The organism is Mesorhizobium sp. LCM 4576 (assembly GCF_001854815.1).
Lineage (GTDB): Bacteria > Pseudomonadota > Alphaproteobacteria > Rhizobiales > Rhizobiaceae > Mesorhizobium > Mesorhizobium plurifarium.
Genome location: NZ_MDDT01000057.1, coordinates 558,366 through 577,191, shown reverse-complemented (window position 1 = coordinate 577,191; position 18,826 = coordinate 558,366). Strand labels below are relative to the sequence as shown.

Below are 18,826 nucleotides of genomic sequence, written 5' to 3'. Positions count from 1 at the left end.
GATGGAACTCCCCRCTCAATTGCGGCAAGGCGTCGACGGCCTCCTGGAGAACGTGCCGCTGCCGGCGCTGAAACAGGCGGCGCGGACGCTGTCCGAGCGCTACCGCGCCGAGCTGCGCGACGGCCGCCTGCATATGGGCGAGGAGATGGCGGTCAAGGCCTATCTGGCGACGCGGCTGCCGGCCACCTATGCCGCGGTCCGCGCCAGCCTCGATGCGCTGGCCAGCGCGCGACCGGATTTCCAGCCGAAGACCTTGCTCGACATCGGCGCCGGGCCTGGCACCATGCTTTGGGCCACGCTCGATGCCTGGCCGGACCTGGAACAGGCGGTTCTGGTCGAAGCGAGYGGCGCGGTACGCAAGGTCGGGCAGTCGCTGGCGGCCGGCGCGATCGCCGCCGGCACCGAATGGATCGCCGGCGACGCCACCATCGATCTCGACGACCTCAGGYCCGCCGACCTCGTCAGCATCGCCTATGTGCTCGACGAGGTCGCGCCGGCTTCGCTGCCGAGGCTCGTCGGTCGCCTCTGGCAGTTGACCGCCGACACGCTGCTTGTGGTCGAGCCCGGCACGCCCGCCGGCTGGCAGCGCATCCTTGCCGCGCGGCGGCAACTGATCGAAGCCGGCGCTCACGTGCTGGCGCCCTGCCCGCACGCGGCGCCCTGCCCGCTCGCGCCGCCCGACTGGTGCCATTTTTCGCGCCGCGTCGCCCGCTCGCGCCTGCATCGCCTGGTCAAGGAAGCCGACGTGCCGTGGGAGGATGAGAAATTCATCTATCTCGCCGCCTCCCGGCAGCCGGCGCCTGTTCACCCGGCACGGGTGCTCGCGCCGCCGAAAAGCGGCTCCGGCAAGGTGGTGCTGAAACTCTGTCGGCCCGACGGCAGCGCCGGCGAGCAGTTGTTCAGCAAGCGCGACGGGGAGGTTTTCAGGACCGCGCGGCGGGCGGACTGGGGCGATACCGTAGGCACTTCGTCATCCACGGGCGGAGCGCCGCGCAGCGGCGCGTAGACCCGAGGATCCATTCCGTGACCTCTCGCAACGAATGGAGACGGTGCAGAATTAGGATCGTTCTGCGCCGCCGCAACGCTCCGAGGTCACGGAATGGATCCTCGGGTCTGCGCGCGTCGCTTCGCTCCTTGCTCCGCCCGTGGATGACGAAGCTCAGGCGTTTCGGCCAATCCCGCCGTAAAATTGTTCTTGCTTCGTTCCATGCCCGCCGGTAAGAATCACGACTTGCCGAGTCAAACGGAATCGGGCCACCGGAATACTGTCCTGTGGATGGTTCGCCGATCCTGTGAACATTGGGCATCAAGCCGGTTGGGCCGCGGAGTGTTGCAGAAAGGTCAGCACCGAATCCTGCCGTTCTGATATCGAGGAGACGGGATCGAAATCGGGGACATCATGGCAGAGGCGGCACTGAAATTCGGCGCGGCGGAGACGCCGCTTTATCGCGAGGCCCCGAACAACATCGAGGCCGAGCAGGCGCTGCTCGGCGCCATCCTCGTCAACAATGACGCTTTCTATCGCGTCTCCGATTTCCTCAAGCCGGCGCATTTCTACGAGYCGCTGCACCGCCGCATCTTCGAGGTCGCGTCCGAGCTCATCCGCATGGGCAAGATCGCGACGCCGATCACGCTCAAGACCTTCCTGCCGGCCGACGAGAAGGTCGGCRACATGACGGTGGCGCAATATGTGGTGCGGCTCGCCGTCGAGGCGGTCACCGTCGTCAACGCCACCGACTATGGCCGCGCCATCTACGACCTCGCCACGCGACGCGCGCTGATCACCGTCGGCGAGGACATGGTCAACATCGCCTATGACGCGCCGGTCGACATGTCGCCGTCCGAGCAGATCGAGGACGCCGAGCGGCGGCTGTTCGAGCTCGCCGAAACCGGCCGCTACGACGGCGGCTTCGAGAGCTTCAACGATGCGGTCAAGACCGCCGTCGACATGGCCAATGCAGCCTATATGCGCGACGGCCACTTGTCCGGCATCTCCACCGGCCTGCGCGACCTCGACCGCCGTATGGGCGGCCTGCAGCCCTCCGACTTGATCGTGCTCGCCGGGCGCCCAGGCATGGGCAAGACCTCCTTGGCGACCAACATCGCCTTCAACATCGCCGAGGCCTATGTGCCGGCGCAGCAGGCCGACGGCACGTTCAAGGCCGCCAATGGCGGCGTTGTCGGCTTCTTCTCGCTGGAAATGTCGTCGGAGCAGCTCGCCACGCGCATCATCTCCGAGCAGACCGAGATTTCGTCGTCAAAAATCCGGCGCGGTGAAATCACCGAGATGGATTTCGAAAAACTCGTCGCCTGCTCGCAGACGATGCAGAAGATCCCGCTGTTCATCGACCAGACCGGCGGCATCTCGATCGCGCAGCTCTCCGCCCGGGCGCGGCGGCTGAAGCGCCAGCGCGGGCTCGACCTCATCGTCATCGACTATATCCAGCTGATGCAGGGATCGAGTGCGCGCGCCTCGCAGAACCGCGTGCAGGAAATCACCGAGATCACCACGGGCCTCAAGGCGCTTGCCAAGGAGCTCGGCGTGCCGATCATCGCGCTGTCGCAGCTGTCGCGTCAGGTCGAAAGCCGYGACGACAAGCGCCCGCAGCTTTCGGACCTGCGCGAATCCGGCTCCATCGAGCAGGACGCCGACGTGGTGCTGTTCGTCTACCGCGAGGAATATTACCTCAAGAACCGCGAGCCGAAGCTTGGCACCGAAGAATACGTCAAGTGGGAAAACGAGATGAACGAGGCGCGCGGCAAGGCCGAGTGCATCGTCGCCAAGCAGCGCCACGGACCGACCGGCACCGTCAGYCTCGCCTTCCACGGCGAGTTCACGCGATTCTCCGATCTGGCCGAGGAGCATCACCTGCCGGAGAGGTTTGGTGAGTAGCTCTTGAGAAAGGCCTCGTTCCTTCGCCCCCCTCTCTGTCCTGCCGGACATCTCCCCCTCAAGGGGGGAGATTGGATATCGCGTCGGCTTTCGCCAATCGCCGACGTTGCAAGATGGGCGCCGTCGGCGAAGCTGCTAATCTCCCCCCTTGAGGGGGAGATGTCCGGCAGGACAGAGGGGGGCGCTGTCCCGCCAGCCTATTCAATGTCGGGCTGCGTCTAATGGCCAAACCCCGCGTTCAGTTCATCTGCCAGAATTGCGGCTCGGTGCATCAGCGCTGGGCCGGCAAATGCGATGCGTGCGGCGAGTGGAACACGCTGGTCGAGGAAGGCACGGCCGGCGGCATCGGCTCAGGGCCGGCCAATACGCGCAACGCCCGCAAGGGCCGCGCCGTGGTGCTGACCAGCCTCGCCGGCGACATCGAGGACGCGCCACGCATCGTGTCGGGAATCGGCGAGCTCGACCGCGCCACCGGCGGCGGCTTCGTGCGCGGCTCGGCGCTGCTGGTCGGCGGCGATCCCGGCATCGGCAAGTCGACGCTTCTGACGCAAGCCGCGGCGGCGCTCGCCTCGAAAGGCCATCGCATCGTCTATGTCTCGGGCGAGGAAGCGGTGGCGCAAATCCGATTGAGGGCACAGCGCCTCGGCGTCGCCTCGACGCCGGTGGAGCTTGCCGCCGAAACCAATGTCGAGGACATCCTGGCGACCATCGCCGACGGCAAGCGGCCGGACCTCGTCATCCTCGATTCCATCCAGACGCTGTGGACCGACCTTGCCGATTCGGCGCCGGGCACCGTCACCCAGGTGCGCGCCGCCGCCCAGGCGATGATCCGCTACGCGAAATCCACGGGCGCTGCCATCGTGCTTGTCGGCCACGTCACCAAGGAAGGCCAGATCGCAGGCCCTCGCGTCGTCGAGCACATGGTCGACGGCGTGCTCTATTTCGAGGGCGAAGGCAATCACCACTTCCGCATCCTGCGCACGGTGAAGAACCGTTTCGGGCCGACCGACGAGATCGGCGTCTTCGAAATGTCGGACAAGGGCCTGCGCGAGGTCTCCAATCCATCCGAGCTTTTCCTCGGCGAACGGCATGCGAAATCGCCGGGTGCCGCTGTTTTTGCTGGCATGGAAGGCACCAGGCCGGTGCTGGTCGAGATCCAGGCGCTGGTTGCGCCGTCCTCGCTCGGCACGCCGCGCCGCGCCGTCGTCGGCTGGGACGGCGCGCGGCTGTCGATGGTGCTCGCCGTGCTCGAGGCGCATTGCGGCGTGCGCTTCGGCCAGCATGACGTCTATCTCAACGTCGCCGGCGGCTACCGGATTTCGGAGCCGGCGGCCGATCTCGCGGTCGCAGCCGCATTGGTTTCGTCGCTCACCGGTCTTGCCCTTCCCGCCGATTGCGTCTATTTCGGCGAAATCAGCCTATCGGGCGCCGTGAGGCCGGTCGCGCATGCRCAGCAGCGTCTCAAGGAAGCCGAAAAGCTGGGTTTTGGAAGCGCGGTGCTGCCGCTCGGCAGCGAGGAAGTTGCCGGGGGGATCGGGGCCGGCGCGTTCCAGCCCACCGAGCTTGCCGACCTTGTGGCGCGCATAGCCGGCTCACGGCGAGGCCGTGCCGACGACGAGGAGTGACGCGGCTCATCAAGCCGTAAGACAGGAAGTGGGGCGAGAACCATGCCGATTACGCTGCTTGACGGAATCCTCGTCGGCTTCACCCTGGTCTCGGCGATGCTCGCCATGGTGCGCGGCTTCTCCCGCGAAGTGCTGTCGGTGGTTTCCTGGGCGGCAGCGGCGGCGGCGGCGTTCTTCTTCTACAAGCCGGTCCTTCCCTATGTTCAGCCCTATATCGACAACGACAAGATCGCGATGGCGGCCTCCGCCGGCATCGTCTTCCTCATCGCGCTGATCGTCGTCTCCGTCATCACCATGAAGCTCGCCGACTGGATCATCGATTCGCGTATCGGCGCGCTCGACCGGACGCTCGGCTTCCTCTATGGCGCGGCGCGCGGCGTCCTGGTTGTCGCGGTAGCGCTTTTGTTCTTCAACTGGCTCGCCGGCGCCAAGGCGCCCGCCTGGATCGCCAACGCCAAGTCGCGGCCGCTGCTGGAGACGATCGGCGCCAAGCTCGAAAGTGTGCTGCCGGAGAACACCGAGGAACTGGTCAACAAATACACGCATAAGGGCACGCCGCAGGCCGGCGCGCCGGCCACGACCGACCAGCCTGCGGCCGAGCCGCCGGCCACCGGCGACGACAACGCGACGGCGCCTGATGACAGCGAGGGCGAGGCCCCGGCCGACAACGAGCCGGCCCCAGCGCCTGCCCCCGCTCCAGCGCCGGCAAATTGAAATCCAGGCCAGCCATAGAGTTGGCCTGAGGCATTTTGTGAATGCCTGACGGCGTACGTTGCGTTCAGCCGGCGATAGCCCTATATGGCAGCTTTAGCGGAGCTTGAGCACCAGATGGCAGACTCAACGGCAGATAGAGGCAAAGTCCTTTCCGCCGAGGCCGACGACCATTTCCATGACGAATGCGGYGTGTTCGGCATTTTCGGCCGGCAGGACGCCGCGGCCATCGTCACACTCGGCCTTCACGCCTTGCAGCATCGCGGCCAGGAAGCGGCCGGCATCGTCTCCTACGACGGCACCCAGTTCCATGTCGAGCGCCATGTCGGRCTGATCGGCGACACATTCACCAAGCAGCAGGTGCTCGACCGCCTGCAAGGCAACCGCGCCATCGGCCATACGCGCTACGCCACCACCGGCGGCGCGGGCATTCGCAACATCCAGCCTTTCTTCGCCGAGCTCGCCGAAGGCGGGCTGGCGGTCGCCCATAACGGCAACCTCACCAATGCGCTCACCGTGCAGCGCACCCTGCAGAAGCAGGGCTCGATCTTCTCCTCGACCTCCGACACAGAGACGTTGCTGCACCTGGTCGCGACCAGCAAGGAGCGCGATCTGAACTCGCGTTTCATCGACGCGGTGCGCCAGGTCGAGGGCGCTTTCTCGCTGGTGGCGATGACGGCCAAGAAGATGATCGRCTGCCGCGATCCGCTCGRCATCCGCCCGCTGGTGCTAGGCGATCTCGACGGTGCCTGGATCCTCGCTTCCGAAACCTGCGCGCTCGACATCATCGGCGCCCGCTTCGTGCGCGACATCAAGCCCGGCGAGATGGTGGTGATCACCTCCAAGGGCATCGAAAGCATCTTCCCGTTCGAGCCGCAGAAGACGCGCTTCTGCATCTTCGAATATGTCTATTTCGCGCGGCCGGATTCCTCGGTCGAGGGCCGCAACGTCTACGATGTGAGGAAGCGCATCGGTGCCGAGCTCGCGCAGGAAAATCCGGTCGAGGCCGACATCGTCGTGCCGGTGCCGGATTCCGGCACGCCGGCCGCGATCGGCTTCTCACAGGCCGCCGGCATTCCCTTCGAACTCGGCATCATCCGCAACCACTATGTCGGCCGCACCTTCATCCAGCCGGGCGATTCGATCCGCCACATGGGCGTCAAGCTGAAGCACAACGCCAACCGTCGCATGATCGAGGGCAAGCGCGTGGTGCTGGTCGACGATTCGATCGTGCGCGGCACCACCAGCCAGAAGATCGTGCAGATGGTGCGCGACGCCGGCGCGAAGGAAGTGCATATGCGCATCGCATCGCCGCCGACCAGCGCGTCCTGCTTCTACGGCGTCGACACACCGGAGAAGTCGAAGCTCCTGGCATCGCGCATGTCGGTCGAGGAGATGGCCGAATTCATCCGCGTCGATTCGCTCGGCTTTCTGTCGATCGACGGCCTCTACCGCGCCGTCGGCGAGGCGCGCCGCGACAACGACCAGCCGCAATTCTGCGACGCCTGCTTCACCGGACAGTACCCCACCCGCCTGCTCGATTTCGAAGGCCACGACAATGTGCGCACGCTGTCGCTGCTGGCGAGCGGCGGGTCGTAAGCCGCAATATTTGTTTTGACGCAATTCCGGACGGAAAACCGTTAGACACTTTTCCCGGAATTGCTTAGCTCACGGACAATCTCGCATGACCCTCGACCTTTCCGGCCGCGTGGCGGTCGTAACCGGCGCCTCGCGCGGCATCGGCTATTTCATCGCCAGGGAACTGGCCGCGGCCGGCGCGCATGTGATCGCGGTGGCGCGCACGGTGGGCGGCCTTGAGGAGCTCGACGACGAGATCAAGGCCGATGGCCGCGGACAGGCGACGCTGGTGCCGCTCGACCTGACCGACATGCCCGGCATCGACCGGCTGGGCGGCGCGATCCATGAGCGCTGGGGCAAGCTCGACATACTGGTTGCCAATGCCGGCATGCTCGGCGTCATCTCGCCGATCGGCCATGTCGAGGCCAAGACGTTCGAGAAGGTGATGACCCTCAACGTCACCTCGACCTGGCGGCTGATCCGTTCGGTCGATCCGTTGCTCAGGCTCTCCGACGCCGGCCGTGCCATCATCCTGTCGTCCAGCGCGGCGCATTCGGCGCGCGCCTTCTGGGCGCCCTATGCGGCTTCCAAGGCCGCGGTCGAAACGATGATGCGGTCCTGGGCGCATGAAACGGAGAGCTTGCCGCTGAGGGTGAACGCCGCCGATCCGGGTGCGACCCGCACGGCCATGCGCGCCCAGGCCATGCCCGGCGAGGATCCGGAGACGCTGCCGCATCCGTCCGAGATCGCCAGGCGCATCGTGCCACTGGCAAGCCCTGAGCTGAAGGAGACGGGCCTGATCTTCCAGGCCAAGCACAACCGCTTCGTCTCCTACCGGCAGCCGGAATAAACGAAGCTCGGACCGGATTAAACCGGGCTCCGGCAACGTTCTTCGAATGCAAGGCATTCGAAACCGGAGGACCGACATGCGTAAACTTCTTCTCGTTGCCGCCACCGCCATTGCCGCGGCACTTGCCGCATCTGCCGGCACAGCGCTCTCGCAAGACAAGACCATGAGCTTCTTCGTCACCAGCGTCGGCTCCGGCAAGGGCGCCGATCTGGGCGGCCTGAAAGGCGCCGATGCCCATTGCGCGTCGCTCGCGGAAGCGGCCGGCGTCACCGGCAAGACCTGGCACGCCTATCTTTCCTCCAGCACCGAGGATGCGCGCGATCRCATCGGTAAGGGCCCATGGTTCAACGCCAAGGGCGAGAAGATCGCCGACGATGTCGCCTCGCTGCACAGCGATGCCAACGGCATCACCAAGCAGACGGCGCTGACCGAAAAGGGCGAGACGGTCAACGGCCGCGGCGACACGCCGAACCGTCACGACATGCTGACCGGCTCAAAGCCCGACGGCACGAAGATCGCCGACCAGACCTGTGGCGACTGGACGATGAGCGGCGCCGAAGGTGCCGCCATGATGGGCCATCATGACCGCACGGGGCTCGACGATTCGGCGGCGGCGAAGTCGTGGAATTCCTCGCATGCCTCGCGCGGCGGCTGCAGCCAGGACGCCCTGAAAGGCACCGGCGGCGACGGGCTGTTCTACTGCTTCGCGGTCGAGTGAGCGGCTAGATCGGGTCATCGTTTCGCGGAAACGACGAACCGATCTATCCATCTCTTTGTTGACGCAATTCCTGACGGAAAACCGCTTCACACTTTTCCTGGAATTGCTTTGGTTCACGGGTCTGTGAACGGGGCGGGGAAAGCGTGTGCCCCCGCCCTGCTTTCGCCGTGCCGAGGGAGTTGCTAGGATCGGTCCGACTCCGACATTCGAACAAAGTGAGGAATACCCATGGCTGCCACCCCCAGCGTAGCGTTGGTCTGGTATCTGGTGATCGCAGGCCCGCAAGGCGGCATGGTGGTGCTGCCCAGCACCTTCGACACCCGCGAACAGTGCACCAACGCCATCACCGAATATCAGAAGCAGCCRACACCGCAGGGCTGGGCCGTGCAATGCGTGCCGAGCGCCTCGCCGTTTACCGACGAAGGGGACGCGGAGACGCCGTCGGCGCAGTAGCGGGCACTCCCCCTCACCCAGCCTCCGCTTCGCTCGGCTGACCTCTCCCCGCTGGGGAGAGGAGGCTGTCAGCGCCGGCGCAAACCTCTTCTCCCCACCGGGGAGAAGGTGGCCGCGTAGCGGCCGGATGAGGGGGCGTCGCGCTTCAGCGCCCCGCGCTCACGCTCAACGCCGGCTTGTTGTTGATCGTCTGGAACACCACGCAGTATCGCTCGGTGAGCTTCATGAGCGAATCGATCCGCTCCTGCGGCTCGTCGGTGTCGAGGTCGAATTTCAGCCTTATCTCRCGAAAGCCGACCGGCGCGTCGCGAGCAACGCCGAGCGTGCCGCGAAAATCGAGGTCGCCCTCGGCCTCGACGGCGRCATTGCCGAGCTTGAACTCCAGCGCCGTCGCCACCGCTTTCAGCGTCACGCCGGCGCAAGCGACCAGCGCCTCCAGCAGCATGTCGCCCGAGCAGAGCTCGAGGCCCGAGCCGCCGGTAGCGGGATGAAGCCCGGCAATGGCGAGCGCCCTGCCCGTCTCCACCTTGCAGGCGATCGACTGATCGTCGAGCGTGCCGCGGGCTCTCAGCGTGATCAGCGCCTTGGCGGCATCGTCTCGATAGGCGTCCTTGAGCGGAGCCTGCATGGCCTTGAGCGCGGTTGCATCCATTTTGTTGTCCTTTCGATCCGTCTTTGACGGTAGATAGCACATAATTCCAGCTTGGGTTCCTCTCCCCATGAAATGGGGAGAGGTGGCTCGGCGAAGCCGAGACGGAGAGGGGAGCGCCCTACGAAGGCCCCCTCCGTCCGCTTCGCGGACACCTCTCCCCCGCCCTTGGCGGGGGGCGAGGAACCAAGTCTTGAGACGCCCCCTTTGACATCCGCCGCCCTAGCCATACCTTTGCGGATGCCATCCCAGCGGAGCTCTCATGCGGTCCAAACTCGTCCCCCTCGCCCTCCTGGCGCTCGCCGCCTTCGCGCAGCCGGCCCTCGCCGAAACACCGGAACGGCCGGCGCCGACCGGCGGCGTGCTGTCGCTGTTGCCGCCGCCGCAGGTGAGCGAGCATTCGATCACGCTTGGCGGGCGCAAGCTGGATTACCAGGCCAAGGCCGGCACGCTGTCGCTCTTGTCCGGCAAGGGTGAGGTCACGGCGGAGATCTTCTATGTCGCCTACACGCAGCAGTCGCCCGCCCCGGCGAAAGAGCGGCCGATCACCTTCGTCTTCAACGGCGGGCCTGGTGCTGCTTCGGCCTACCTGCATCTCGGTGCGATCGGGCCCCGCATCGTCGAGACCGCCGCCGACGGCGAATTCCGGCGGCCGCCGCAAAAGCTCATCGACAATCCCGACAGTTGGCTCGACATGAGCGATCTCGTCTTCGTCGATCCCGTCGGCACCGGTTACAGCCGCGAAGCCCCGGGGCACGAGCCGAAGGAATTCTGGAGCGTCGACGCCGACGCCAGCTCGGTCGGCGCCTTCATCCGGCTCTATCTGGCCCAGAACGGACGCACCGGATCGCCGCTGTTCCTCGCCGGCGAAAGCTATGGCGGGTTTCGCGCGGCACTTCTTGCCCGCACGCTGCAGGAAGATGTGGGCCTGAGCCCGAGCGGCATCGTGCTGATCTCACCGGCGCTGGAGTTCATGCTGGTGCGGCCTGACCAGTTCGACCAGTTGCACTGGGCGCTGGAGCTGCCTTCGCTGGCGGCGACGCGGCTCAAGGCCGATGGCGTGAGCGGCGACGCATTGCGCGACAGGCTGGCCGAGGTCGAGCATTACGCGCTCGGCGATTACCTGACGGCGCTGAACAGCGGGCTGGAGCAAGGCGGAAAGCTGGCCAGCGGTCGCGTTTCGGAGATCACYGGCCTGCCGCTCGACCTCGTCCAGCGCAATTTCGCCCGCATCCCCACCGGGCTTTTCGCCAAGGAATTCCAGCGCGCCACGGGCAAGGTRCTCAGCCCCTATGACGCCACCATCGGYACCGCCGACATCGCACCGCAAAGCACGCATGACGCCGGACCCGATCCGGTGCTCGACCGCAGCGTTCCGGTGCTGACCTCCGCCTTCGTCGCCTACGCTCGCGACGAGCTGAACTACCGCACCGATGTCAGCTACCGGCTGCTCAATGGCGACATCAGCCGCAACTGGGATTACGGCACATCGGGCCAGGGCTATGCCGGCGTGATGAACGACCTGCAGCGGGCACGCTCGCTCAACCCTGCCCTCGGTGTCGTTATCGTCAATGGCTATACCGACCTCGTCACCCCCTATCTCGCCTCGCGCTATCTGGTGAACCAGGTTCCTTCGCTATCAGACGCCAAGCCGATCCGCCTCGACGTCGTCGAGGGCGGCCATATGATGTATCTGAGGCCGGACGGGCGGCGAGCGCTGAAGGATGCGGCATCGGAGCTCTTCCAGGCGACGCAGTAATCCGCGACTGCCCCGGGCAAACGACCTGCGCCAACGCAAGCGCCGCGCTGGAGCAGCGCCGTGCAAGCTTTCGCCCGTATAGCTGAAGCAACGGTCCCGACCGGAGCGGAACCGCCTCACGCAAACACGCTGAAACCGCATGGCCGATGTCGTCGTCCTCGAAAGCCGCGAAAGGGTGCTGGCCGGCATCCTGTTCACGGCCGCCGCCTATTTCCTGTTTTCGGCGCAGGATGCCTCGATCAAGCTTCTGGTCGTCGGCATGACGGTCTGGCAGATCATGTTCGTCCGCTCGATCACCGTGCTCGTCGCCTGCGGCGCGATCGGCGGCAAGCGGCTGTTCGCCGACACGATCGACTCGCCGATCGTCAAGCCGATGCTGGTGCGCAGCGCCTTCACGCTCGCCGCCTGGCTTTGCTACTACAACGCCGCCCGCTCGCTGCAGCTTGCCGAGCTCACCACCATATATTACGCCGCGCCGATCATCGTCACCGTGCTGTCGGTGCTGATCCTGGGCGAGACGGTGCCGTTGCTGCGCTGGCTGGCGGTGTTCATCGGTTTCGTCGGCGTGTTCATCGCCTGCGATCCGACGCGGCTCGGCCTCTCTGCCCCGGTGCTTCTGGTGCTGGCGGCGGCCGTGCTTTGGGGGATCGCGGTGGTGCTGCTGCGCAAGACCGCCATGCAGGAGCGCACCATGATCCAGCTCGTGCTCAACAATTTCTATTTCCTGCTCTTCTCGGCCGTGCCGGCGCTGCTCTGGTGGCGCATGCCCGACTGGCGGCAGCTTCTTTTGCTTGTCAGCGTCGGGGCGCTTGGCGGAGTGGCGCAATATGTGCTGTTCGAAGGCATGAAGCGCGCGCCGGTGTCGATTATCGCGCCGTTCGAATACACCTCGCTGGTTTGGGCCTTCGCGCTGGGCTACGCCATCTGGGGCGATCTGCCGCGTACGGAAGTGTTCATGGGCGCGGCGCTGATCATCGGCGCCGGCCTGCTCATCGTCGGCAACGAGCATTTCCGCCGACGGGAGCACGCCTCATGACAGAGGGGTGTCAGGAGCAACTGGTTAGGCTGGCGCCATGACGGATACGCTCGACATGCCTGAAAAACTTGCGCCTACCRCCGCCGACGTGGCGGCCGAGCGCACGCTCGGCATTATCCTGGTGTCGGCATCGGCCATCGCCTTCGCGCTCACTGGCGTGCTGACCAAGTCGATCCATGCCGATCCGCTGACCATCACCTGCTGGCGCGGTTTTTTCGGCTCGATCCTGATCACGCTCTATGTGCTGTGGCGCCGGCGCCGCTCGGGCGGGCGCGAGAGCCTGAGATTGGGTTGGCGCGGCTGGCTGCTCGCGGTCGAGGGTGCTGCTGCCAGCATTGCCTTCATCTCGGCCTTCAAGTTCACCTATGTGGCGAATGTCGCCGTCATCTACGCGACCTCGCCCTTCATCGCCGCGCTTCTTGCCTTCCTTCTGGTGCGGGAGAAATTCCGGCTGCAGACCATGATCGCGGCGGCCGTATCGCTGTGCGGCGTCGCCATCATGGTGAGCGCTGGCCTCGGCAGCGGCCATCTGTTCGGCGACGGGCTGGCGCTTTTGATGACCACGGGCAGCGCGCTCTACATGATCATGGTGCGCGCCTTCCGCGACTCGCCGGTCGTCTGGGCCGGCGCTGTCTCCGCCTTCCTGCTCTTCGTGCTCGGCTGGTTCGTCACCGATCCGTTGGCCGTCTCGACGCGCGACGTGGTGCTGCTCGCCACCTTCGGCTGCTCCTTCGCCCTGGCCTCGATCCTGTGGACGGAAGGCTCGCGGCTTATCCCGTCGGCGGAAGCCGGGCTGCTCGGCTCGGCCGAAGTGCCCTTCGCCATCCTGTTTGCCCTGCTGTTCCTCGGCGAGGCCCCGCCGATGGCCAGCATCATCGGCGGCGCCATCGTGCTTTGCGCGGTCTTTGCCCATGCCGRCCGCGACTGGCTGAAGGCGAAATCGGCGGCCTCGTAAAAATATTTTGCCAGTCACGGAACCATTCATCCGACTCAGGCATTGTTAGATCGACGGGTCACCCCCCAAGTCCCCCCAAACCCCTCGACCCGTCCGACTAGAAGCCGACCCGCAAAAAGGTCGGCTTTTTCTTTGGGAATTGTTCGGTTCGGGGAATCCCGGAAAGTCGCCGCGGTTTATTCAGGACGACAGGGCCAACCCGTCGCCGAGAAGCTCCGCCAGATCCCGCGCCGGGCGGGCGGCTTCGCGGCCGAGCCGGATGGCGAAATCGGCCACCGGCAGCGGCGGGAGGTCGAAATCGGCGGATGCCTCGACGATGCCGGAATGGGCGAAACGCCGGGTGCGCGGCGTCAGCGCGAGGCCGGCATTGACCGCGCTGCGCAGGCCGGCAAGACTGGCGCTGCCGGCGGCAATGCGATAGCGGCGGCCGGCCGCGTCGAGCGCATTGAGTGCGGCTTCTCTGAAACCGCAATAGGGGTCGAGCAGCGCCAGCGGCACGGATTCCTGCCGCGCCGCCAGTCCTTTTTCCGAGCAGAGCCAAAGCATCGGCTCGCTGATCACAGCTGCTTCATCCGGCGAAGGGGCATGGCGCATGGTGATCGCGAGGTCGAGCTGGCCTGCCTGCAGCGCCGAGCCGAGTTCCAGCGAGCGGCCGACGCGCAGCTCGATCCGGACGCGCGGATGGCTGGCGGCGAAGGCGCGCAACAGGTCCGGCAGGCCGTGATCGGCRAAATCCTGCGTCGTGCCGATGGCGATGCGGCCGCCGGCGCGCGCCCCTTTCAGCGCCAGCCACGCCTCGGTGTGGACGGCCAGGATACGCCGCGCGTGGCCGACAAGGTCCTCGCCGGCCGGCGTCAGCCCGCGCCCCCTGCCCTGCGGGGTGAGCAGCGGCTCGCCGACGATGTCTTCCAGCCGCTGCATCTGCGCGGTCACCGCAGACGGCGTGCGGCCGACGGCGGACGCGGCCCTGGCGAGCGAGCCGCCATCGACAAAGGCGAGGAAGGTTTTCAGGAGGTCGGGATCGAGCGTTTCCATACTTCGACATTATCGAAGCAATCGTCAAAAACAATTCGATTTTCTTGATGAATGGATAGATCCATATCTCTCCCATCGAAGGCACGACGCGAGAAGCCACAGGAGAGAAAAATGCCGATCATTAACATCAGTGTCACCGGCAAGCCCGACGCCAAGCTGTCCGCCGCCATTGCCAAGGACATCACCGAGATCACCGCCAAGGAGCTGCGCAAGGATCCGACGATCACCGCGGTCGCGGTCAACTACATCGACCCGCAGCACTGGTTCRCCGGCGGCAAGTCGCTGGCCGAGCACGGCACCGACACGTTCTGGCTGGATATCAAGGTGGTCGACGGCACCAACACCAAGCTCGAGCTCGAAGCCTACCTGACGGCGATCTTCGAGGCCTTCGGCCGATTGCTGGGCGGCGTGCATGAGGAAAGCTACGCCTTCGTGCATGAGGTGCCGGCGGCCGCCTATGGCTACGGCGGCAAAACCCAGGAGTTCCGCTTCATCAGCGGGAGGCTGAAGGCGGCGTAGGCGCCTATCCCTTCTCCCCTTGTGGGACTGTTGCGCAATCAGCGAGAACAGGCCCACAAGGGGAGAAGGGGAGCCCGGCCTCACCCCCACATTGACCTTGCCCGCGCTTCCGCTACCCTCTGCCACCGAAGCGGCCGCTCAAGAGCCGCGCCCTGGAGGAGACTGGGAGAGAGCGGCATGATCCTGACCCTGGCGCTGCTGGCGGGCCTTGTCTTTGCCTGGCTGCTGATCGCGGTGATCGAAAGGTTCCGGCTCGACCTGCGTTACACGCAGGCGCTGCTCTATGTGCCGTTCAAGCTCGCCTATCGCATAGCCGACAACCGCATTCGCGTTGCCCGAAGCGCCAACACGCCGGTGATCTATGTGGTCTCGCATCAGTCGCGCATCGAGCCGGCGCTGATGCTGTCGCTGCTTCCCGACGACACGCTGCACATCCTGGACGAAGCCTCGGCGCGCTCGCCTTGGCTGGAGCCGTGGCGCGAGCTTGCGCGCACCATCGCCTTCAATGCCGAGCATGTCTTCGTCAGCCGGCGGCTGGTGCGCGTTCTGAAGGGCAAGGGGCGGCTTGCCGTCTACCTGCCGGACAATGTCGAGCCGGACGTCAAATCCTTCCGCCTGTTTCGCGCCATCACCCGCATCGCCATGCAGGCCGATGCCCGCATCGTGCCGATCTTCGTCTCCGGCACGCGCGACCTGCCTGTTTCATTGACGCCGAAGGAGAAAGCACCCAGGCACTGGTTCCCGCGGCTTTCGGTGAGCGCGCTGGAGCCGATGACCATCGCCGAACTGGTGGCGCGCAATCCCGATATGGCCTCCAACACCAACGCGCTGTTCGACCGTTTCGCCGAGGCGCGCCTCTACGGCACCAATCTCGACCGCGGCCTGTTCCTCGCCATGCGCGACGCCGCCGACCGCATCGGCCCTTCGCGCCCGATCATCGAGGATGTGATTTCCGGCTCGCTCAGCTACCGCAAGCTGTTCATCGGCGCGCGCGTGCTCGGCCGCCGTTTCGAGGCGGTGACGGCGCCGGGTGAGGCGGTCGGCGTGCTGTTGCCCAATGCCAACGGCGTGGTGCTTACCTTCGTCGGCCTGATCTCTGCGGCCCGCGTTGCGGCCATGATCAACTACACCGCCGGTCCGGCGAGCGTGACCGCGGCGATCCGGACCGCCGTCATCAGGACGGTCGTTTCCTCTCGCGCCTTCATCGAGAAGGCAGGCATCGACGACATCATTGCCGCGGTCGAGGCGGGCGGYGCGAAGATGCTGTGGTTGGAAGACGTGCGCGCCGGCGTGACGGCGCTGGACAAGATCGCGGCCGCGCTTTTGTGGCGCTTCCCGCTGCAGCGGCAGCAGGCGGGCAAACCAGCGGTGATCCTGTTCACCTCCGGCTCGGAAGGCATGCCGAAGGCGGTGGTGCTGTCGAACCGCAGCCTGCTTGCCAATGTCATGCAGGCCGAGGCGCGCGTCTCCGTCTCGCCGGCCGACATCCTGCTCAACGTGTTGCCGGYCTTCCACTCCTTCGGCCTGACCGGCGGCACCATCCTGCCGCTGGTACTGGGCGTAAAGCTGTTCCTCTACCCCTCGCCGCTTCACTACAAGAYCATCCCCGAGATCGCCCGCAAGGTGAAGCCGACGGTGATGTTCGGCACCGACACGTTCCTCGCCAACTATGCCCGCACCGCCAAGGACGGCGACTTCTCCAGCCTGCGCTTCGTCGTGGCCGGCGCTGAAGCGGTGAAACCGGAGACGCGGCGAACCTATCGCGACCGTTTCCAGGCCTCGATCGTCGAAGGTTTCGGGCTGACCGAGGCCGCGCCCGTCGTGGCGGTCAACACCGCCATCCACGGCCGCGACGGCACGGTCGGGCGGCCGCTGCCGGCCATCCGCATGAAGCTGGAGCCGGTCGAAGGCATCGCCGAGGGCGGCCGGCTGTGGCTCGACGGGCCGAATATGATGATGGGCTACATGAGCGCCGACCGTCCGGGCGAACTGCAGCCACTGGAAGGCTGGCACGACACCGGCGACATCGTCTCGATCGACCGCGAGGGCTTCATCACTATCCGCGGGCGGGCCAAACGCTTCGCCAAGATCGCCGGCGAGATGGTGTCGCTGGGCGCCGTCGAGATGCTGGTGCAGTCGCTGTGGCCGSAAGAGCGCCACGCCGCGGTTGCCGTGCCGGACAAGCGGCGCGGCGAGCGCATCGTGCTGGTGACCACGGCGGACGACGCCAATGCCGAGGAGTTGCGCCAGTTCGGCAGGAAGGCTGGCGCGGCCGAGCTGATGGTGCCCAACGACATCATCAAGGTGGAAGAAATCCCGGTGCTGGGCTCGGGCAAGACGGACTACATCTCGGCGCGCAAACTGGCGATCGATAGGTTGGGGTTAAGTGCGGCGGCGTAGGCGCAGCGTTATCTTCGCCCTTATGGGGGAGATCGAACGCTGGCTCTACCCGATATCCGACGGCGGCACCTTCTCGCCTTCGCGCATGGCGCGCTTGGAATAGGCGCGCACCGAGAACGGCAGGAACAGCAGGTACCCCGCGACCGAAGCGGTCAGCGTGTACCAGGGGTAGGTCATCAACAGGAGGATGTAGAGCACCACGCCGAGGATGACCGGCAGCACCCTGTCGCCCGGCACCTTGACGCTTTTGCCCGAGTAAACCGGCAGGCGGCTGACCAGAAGGAAAGCGATGAGCACGGTGAAGCCGGTGGCGACGAAGGCGGCCGGCCGGGAAGGCTCGAGCCCCAGCCGCAGGAAATAAAGATAGAGCGGCAGCATGACCAGCACCGCTCCGGCCGGAGCCGGCACGCCGACGAAATATTCAGTCTGCCATGCGGGCTGGTCGTGGTCTTCGGCCAGCACGTTGAAGCGGGCGAGCCGCATGCCRCAAGCGATGGTGAAAAGGAGTGCCGCTATCCAGCCCGGCGAGCCGGCGCGATCGAGCAGGAAGGCGTATAGCACCAGGGCCGGCGCCACGCCGAAATTGACGATATCGGCCAGCGAATCCATCTGCGCGCCGAATTTCGAGGTGGCCTTCAGYATGCGCGCCAGCCGCCCATCGATGCCGTCGAGGAAGGCGGCGAGCAGCACCATGACCACCGCGATCTCGAAGCGGTTCTCGAAGGCGAAGCGGATGCACGAAAGCCCGGCGCAGATGGCAAGCACCGTGACCAGATTGGGCAGCACCATGCGCATCGGGATCTCGCGGATGCGCGGACCGCCGCTGGCATGGGCCTCGAATTTCTTGAACGGCGCGCCCAACGCTCAGGAAATCCTGACCAAGGGCGTCACCGCCGCGCCGCCGAACTCGGCAAGCACGGTCTCGCCACCCACAGCCGTCTGGCCGACCGCGACGCGCGGCACAGCATTCGACGGCAGGAAGACATCGACGCGCGAGCCGAAGCGGATCAGGCCGAAACGCTCACCGATAGCGATCGTGCCGCCGGTCTCGGCCCAGCAGACGATGCGCCGCGCTACCAGGCCGGCGATCTGGACGGCGGCGATGGTGCCGTTCGGGCTGTCAATGACCAGGCCGTTGCGCTCGTTCTCGGCGCTTGCCTTGTCGAGCTCGGCATTGAGGAATTTGCCGGGCTTATGCTCGATGCGCGTGATGCGGCCGCGCACCGGAGCGCGGTTGATGTGRCAGGAAAACACGTTCATGAACACCGAGATGCGGGTCATCTCGCCCGAGCCCAGGCCAAGTTCGCTCGGCGGCACGGCCGGGCCAACCGCCGAGATCACGCCATCGGCCGGGCTCACCACCAGCCGGTCGTCGACCGGCGTGACGCGCTCGGGATCGCGGTAGAAATAGATGCACCATGCGGTGAGGATCAGCCCGATCCAGAACAGGATCGAGGAGAAATAGCCGAGAAACAGCGTCGCCGCGGCAAAGGCCGCGATGAAGGGATAGCCTTCGCGATGGATCGGGACGAACGTATTCTTGACCGAGTCGAGAAGCGTCATAGGGCTGGGGGCGGTCCCTGTTTCAGGTTGCGCCTCAATAGCGGAAAGCCCCCCTCCCCGCAACGCAACAATGGAGGATGAG

The 18,826-nt window shown here is 65.8% G+C and carries 17 protein-coding genes; 13 read left to right on the top strand and 4 right to left on the bottom strand.

Annotated elements, in window-relative coordinates; genetic code table 11:
- Position 1: 1 nt before the first annotated feature.
- From LCM4576_RS28435 to LCM4576_RS28400, 8 genes are all read left to right on the top strand, one after another.
- Complete coding sequence (locus tag LCM4576_RS28435) at positions 2–1,006, top strand: small ribosomal subunit Rsm22 family protein (RefSeq protein ID WP_071035734.1); 1,005 nt, start codon at positions 2–4, stop codon at positions 1,004–1,006.
- A 393-nt stretch (positions 1,007–1,399) separates the two neighbouring features.
- Entirely contained in the window at positions 1,400–2,893 is a 1,494-nt protein-coding gene (locus LCM4576_RS28430; protein ID WP_071035733.1) for a replicative DNA helicase, read from the top strand.
- Between the two features lie 221 nt (positions 2,894–3,114).
- Positions 3,115–4,518 (top strand): DNA repair protein RadA, encoded by a 1,404-nt coding sequence (gene radA, locus LCM4576_RS28425; protein ID WP_040984619.1) that lies wholly within the window; start codon positions 3,115–3,117, stop codon positions 4,516–4,518.
- Positions 4,519–4,560: 42 nt separating this feature from the next.
- Complete coding sequence (locus tag LCM4576_RS28420; RefSeq protein ID WP_071035732.1) at positions 4,561–5,232, top strand: CvpA family protein; 672 nt, start codon at positions 4,561–4,563, stop codon at positions 5,230–5,232.
- 114 nt (positions 5,233–5,346) lie between these two features.
- Positions 5,347–6,828: an amidophosphoribosyltransferase gene (purF, locus tag LCM4576_RS28415; RefSeq protein WP_071035731.1), complete on the top strand. Its 1,482-nt coding sequence runs from the start codon at positions 5,347–5,349 to the stop codon at positions 6,826–6,828.
- A gap of 85 nt (positions 6,829–6,913) precedes the next feature.
- Positions 6,914–7,657 (top strand): SDR family NAD(P)-dependent oxidoreductase, encoded by a 744-nt coding sequence (locus LCM4576_RS28410; RefSeq protein WP_040984613.1) that lies wholly within the window; start codon positions 6,914–6,916, stop codon positions 7,655–7,657.
- A gap of 76 nt (positions 7,658–7,733) precedes the next feature.
- A complete protein-coding gene (locus tag LCM4576_RS28405; protein ID WP_071035730.1) occupies positions 7,734–8,375 on the top strand; it encodes a hypothetical protein in 642 nt (213 codons plus the stop codon).
- Between the two features lie 228 nt (positions 8,376–8,603).
- On the top strand, positions 8,604–8,828 hold the full coding sequence (locus LCM4576_RS28400; protein WP_041008353.1) for a hypothetical protein: 225 nt from the start codon (positions 8,604–8,606) through the stop codon (positions 8,826–8,828).
- 145 nt (positions 8,829–8,973) lie between these two features.
- Here the strand turns inward: LCM4576_RS28400 and LCM4576_RS28395 are convergent, their stop codons facing one another.
- Positions 8,974–9,480 (bottom strand): OsmC family protein, encoded by a 507-nt coding sequence (locus LCM4576_RS28395; protein WP_071035729.1) that lies wholly within the window; start codon positions 9,478–9,480, stop codon positions 8,974–8,976.
- A 259-nt stretch (positions 9,481–9,739) separates the two neighbouring features.
- On the opposite strand from LCM4576_RS28395, the gene LCM4576_RS28390 reads away from it, so the two are divergent.
- The 3 genes from LCM4576_RS28390 to LCM4576_RS28380 all read left to right on the top strand — a co-directional run bounded on the left by LCM4576_RS28390 (position 9,740) and on the right by LCM4576_RS28380 (position 13,227).
- Positions 9,740–11,236 (top strand): S10 family peptidase, encoded by a 1,497-nt coding sequence (locus tag LCM4576_RS28390; protein ID WP_071035728.1) that lies wholly within the window; start codon positions 9,740–9,742, stop codon positions 11,234–11,236.
- 139 nt (positions 11,237–11,375) lie between these two features.
- Complete coding sequence (locus tag LCM4576_RS28385) at positions 11,376–12,272, top strand: DMT family transporter (RefSeq protein WP_040984602.1); 897 nt, start codon at positions 11,376–11,378, stop codon at positions 12,270–12,272.
- A gap of 37 nt (positions 12,273–12,309) precedes the next feature.
- Entirely contained in the window at positions 12,310–13,227 is a 918-nt protein-coding gene (locus LCM4576_RS28380; RefSeq protein ID WP_244510938.1) for a DMT family transporter, read from the top strand.
- 180 nt (positions 13,228–13,407) lie between these two features.
- On the opposite strand, the gene LCM4576_RS28375 is transcribed toward LCM4576_RS28380, so the two are convergent.
- The gene (locus LCM4576_RS28375; RefSeq protein ID WP_071035727.1) at positions 13,408–14,262 is read right to left on the bottom strand and encodes a LysR substrate-binding domain-containing protein; all 855 of its coding nucleotides are present in this window, start codon (positions 14,260–14,262) and stop codon (positions 13,408–13,410) included.
- Between the two features lie 111 nt (positions 14,263–14,373).
- On the opposite strand from LCM4576_RS28375, the gene LCM4576_RS28370 reads away from it, so the two are divergent.
- Both LCM4576_RS28370 and LCM4576_RS28365 read left to right on the top strand, forming a co-directional pair.
- Complete coding sequence (locus LCM4576_RS28370) at positions 14,374–14,781, top strand: 4-oxalocrotonate tautomerase family protein (protein WP_071035726.1); 408 nt, start codon at positions 14,374–14,376, stop codon at positions 14,779–14,781.
- A 177-nt stretch (positions 14,782–14,958) separates the two neighbouring features.
- Complete coding sequence (locus LCM4576_RS28365) at positions 14,959–17,181, top strand: AMP-binding protein (RefSeq protein ID WP_071035725.1); 2,223 nt, start codon at positions 14,959–14,961, stop codon at positions 17,179–17,181.
- 45 nt (positions 17,182–17,226) lie between these two features.
- Here the strand turns inward: LCM4576_RS28365 and pssA are convergent, their stop codons facing one another.
- Entirely contained in the window at positions 17,227–18,042 is an 816-nt protein-coding gene (gene pssA, locus LCM4576_RS28360; protein WP_071035724.1) for a CDP-diacylglycerol--serine O-phosphatidyltransferase, read from the bottom strand.
- Positions 18,043–18,045: 3 nt separating this feature from the next.
- The gene (locus LCM4576_RS28355) at positions 18,046–18,783 is read right to left on the bottom strand and encodes a phosphatidylserine decarboxylase (protein ID WP_274534990.1); all 738 of its coding nucleotides are present in this window, start codon (positions 18,781–18,783) and stop codon (positions 18,046–18,048) included.
- Positions 18,784–18,826 lie beyond the last annotated feature (43 nt).